The sequence below is a fragment of the Nostoc sp. CHAB 5715 genome, assembly GCF_020829685.1.
Classification (GTDB): Bacteria; Cyanobacteriota; Cyanobacteriia; order Cyanobacteriales; family Nostocaceae; genus Nostoc.
Genome location: NZ_JAIVFR010000900.1, coordinates 1 through 3,086, shown reverse-complemented (window position 1 = coordinate 3,086; position 3,086 = coordinate 1). Strand labels below are relative to the sequence as shown.

The window sequence follows — 3,086 nt, the reverse complement described above, 5'->3', positions numbered from 1 at the left end:
TAAGCCACAATTTTCTTCCAGTCCTCTTCTGCCAGCATCGGCCTGTCAGGATATATGTTGGCTGCAATTGTCTGATTCATATGTTCCTGACTCATCCCCAGCAATTTACCAAACAGATCGCCAATGCCCAGTCTTAGACCCATTTCAGGTAAAACCCCGGCTTCCCAGGTTTTTTTATCAAGCATTTGAGGAGGAGTGTATTCGTGGCACCGCGAACAATGCAATTCCTTAGCAGCACTCAGTTCTCGTAAACGATTACTTGTCTCTTTTTTAAAAGTTTGTTGATATTCTAACTCTTCTTTAATTTCTGTTTGCCGTTTGGTAATGCGTTCACGTTCGCGTTCTAACTTTTCTTGCTGTCGTAACAGTTGTTTAGTTTCAGAATCACCAATAGCTTTTAATTCATTTTCTAGAGTTTTTTTAGCATCTCCCAAATGTCTGATGGAACGGTTGATTACTTCCACACCCAAGAAAATTTTTGTAGCTTCGGCAATTTCAGCTTTTTTGTCAGAACGGACTATTTCTTCAATTCGTTCGCCGTCAAAGAAAAAATATTGATGTAAAGTAGCAGGTAAAATTTGATTAATTATATCGTCTGGTTGCTGAATTGGTATATTCCATTTGCCATCATCCGCACCAACCCACATGGTTAATTGAGTTTTACCAGCGTCAAAATCACCTTCGTTTTTATAACCGCGACAGGCGCGTTTAACTCGATAGCGTTTACCTTCATGTTCCCAGCCAATTTCTACCCAACATTCTACAGCTTGACCTTTTTGAGTTTCTGCGATCGCACGCTTATTCACCAACTGTTCTATCGATGCAAACGCTGCACTAAATTTCTCATATAATACCCAAGTAAAGGCATTCAGTAAACTAGTTTTTCCAGAGCCATTATTGCCATGAATAATCGTCGTGTTCTGAACATCTCCTCCAGCCAGAATCATCTCTGGTGTCGTACCATAAAAGGAGCGAAAGTTGCATAGCTTGATTGAAGTCAGCTTCATCGCACCTCTTCCTTAATAATGTCCAAAATATTATCATTTATATGGCTGTTAATCTTTTTATCTAGTCTGCCTTTTTCCAGCTTCCATACCCGCTCAATAATTCGCCGCACCTCCGGCGGAGCGCTGGTTATTGGCTCCTGCACATCATCGATATTTGCCTCTTGTGACATATCGGATTTGAAAATAAACTTTTTCTATATTTTAACTTTCTCTAGTGCTGGAATAGTCTCCGTAAAGCCACTGTTTGCGTTATCTTTAAAATCCTAAACTTTATTTGAAAAAACGCTTTATTATTTTATTGTTTTCTGTTATTATTTATTTTAACTAATCTTCATCATAATGGGATGTAAGTAAAATTTTTAAAGCTACTTACATCCCATTATGATCAACTTCCTAGTTTTATTATTTCATACTTAATGCTTCTTTTTTCAAAACTCAAAAAATTTTACAATTGCTCATCAAATATCTAATAAACCATATCGCTTTTGTAAATCAAGTAACTTCATTCTTGCTTCCCCTGCGTTATCAGCTAAATCAGCAAACTCCACAAAGCGACGCAATTCCTTTTTTAATAGATTACGCTCAACTTCTATAGTTTCTCTATCTAAATCTGGTGGCAAAACAATCATGTCAAATATTGTCGCGCGTTCTTTAGCCGGATGAGGACGTAAAACTCGCCCCCGTCGCTGAATAAATTGGCGGGGATTACCAGAACTTGATAAAATCACCGCAGTTTGAATTGCTGGAATATCGACACCTTCATCTAAACAACGAATTGCCACCAAACCTTGCAACTCTCCACTTTCAAATTGATGTCGTAAAATTTCCCTTTCTTGTAAAGTTGTTTGTGCTGTATAGGTACTTACCTTGTACCCTAAATCCACACCCAGAATTTTAGCAACAGCTTTAAGTTGGCGTAGCGATGAACGTTGTCCCGCCTCTTGGGAACCATCGCTACAATAAAAAAGAGTGTGAGTAGTTTCGCGGCGAGTCATCATTAAATCTCGCAAAGTATTTAATTTATTTTCCGCCGCACCAATTAACCTAGCTCTTTGCATCAACAACGGCTTTAAATCTTCATTATCTTCAAACCCCGCTTCGCCATTTTCTCGATCTCGATAAAGAAGCGATCGCCCAATTCTTTTAGTTAACTTTAAATAGGCAATACTTTCTGCTTCAGTTAACTCTACCAGCACCGGATAATACAGATAATGCACCAAAGCACCTTGAGCGATCGCATCCTTCAAAGTGAACTCTGGCTGGAGAACTGGGCCAAAATAGTCAAATAAAGATTGTGTACCAAAATCATCAAAATACCTTTCCGGTGTGGCAGATAAAGCTAGTCTCAACCCAACACTACGTGGTAAACTTTCTTCTAACTTGGGTGCGCCTAAATTATGCGCCTCATCCCCAATAATTAAAGTTTTGGCGGGAAAATATTTGAGTTGAGACTGAAAACCATCTCCAATTAAAGTGGAGTTTGTAGTTATCACCGTGACAAACCGTTGAGAACCAGAACGCAGATTATAAATTTGGGTAGAAAGTTGACTTTGCCAGGTGTGTAAATTCTCAAAGGCTAAAATGGGCTGCAAATTAAATTTTTCACATTCTCGCGCCCATTGGGTGACGAGATGACGATAGGGACACACTACCAACAGAACTTGTAAATTAATTTGTTGGTAGAGTTCACAAGCGATCGCTAGTGCAGTAATAGTTTTACCACTACCAGTAGCCATTTTCAGCGTCCCTCTGCCATTGTTGGTAAACCAGCTAGCGATCGCTTGGCGCTGATATTGCCGTAATTGCAGAGACACAGGCATTCTTGGGCATCCTGGTAATGGTTGCCGAGTGTGATAACTGCCCAAAATTTCCCTTGCAAATGGTAATTTCAATCGGAAAGTGGGCAGTTGCTGCACTGAATTTTGTGTCAGGTACATATTTATTTAGTCATTAGTCATTAGTCATTGGTCATTGGTCATTAGTTTTAAACAAATGACAAATGACAAAGGACAATTGACAAATAACAATTGACATAAACATTTAAAAAACGATATAATTAGGATTTGTTAAAACTTAGAC

General features: G+C 38.8%; 3 protein-coding genes. All 3 read right to left on the bottom strand.

Annotated elements, in window-relative coordinates; genetic code table 11:
• On the bottom strand, positions 1-1,007 hold a 1,007-nt coding region (locus LC574_RS33380), incomplete at its 3' end, for an AAA family ATPase (protein ID WP_229457870.1).
• Complete coding sequence (locus LC574_RS33375) at positions 1,004-1,177, bottom strand: hypothetical protein (RefSeq protein WP_167407660.1); 174 nt, start codon at positions 1,175-1,177, stop codon at positions 1,004-1,006. The genes LC574_RS33375 and LC574_RS33380, both read right to left, overlap by 4 nt.
• 288 nt (positions 1,178-1,465) lie before the next feature.
• A complete protein-coding gene (locus LC574_RS33370; protein ID WP_229457869.1) occupies positions 1,466-2,944 on the bottom strand; it encodes a DNA phosphorothioation system restriction enzyme in 1,479 nt (492 codons plus the stop codon).
• Positions 2,945-3,086 lie beyond the last annotated feature (142 nt).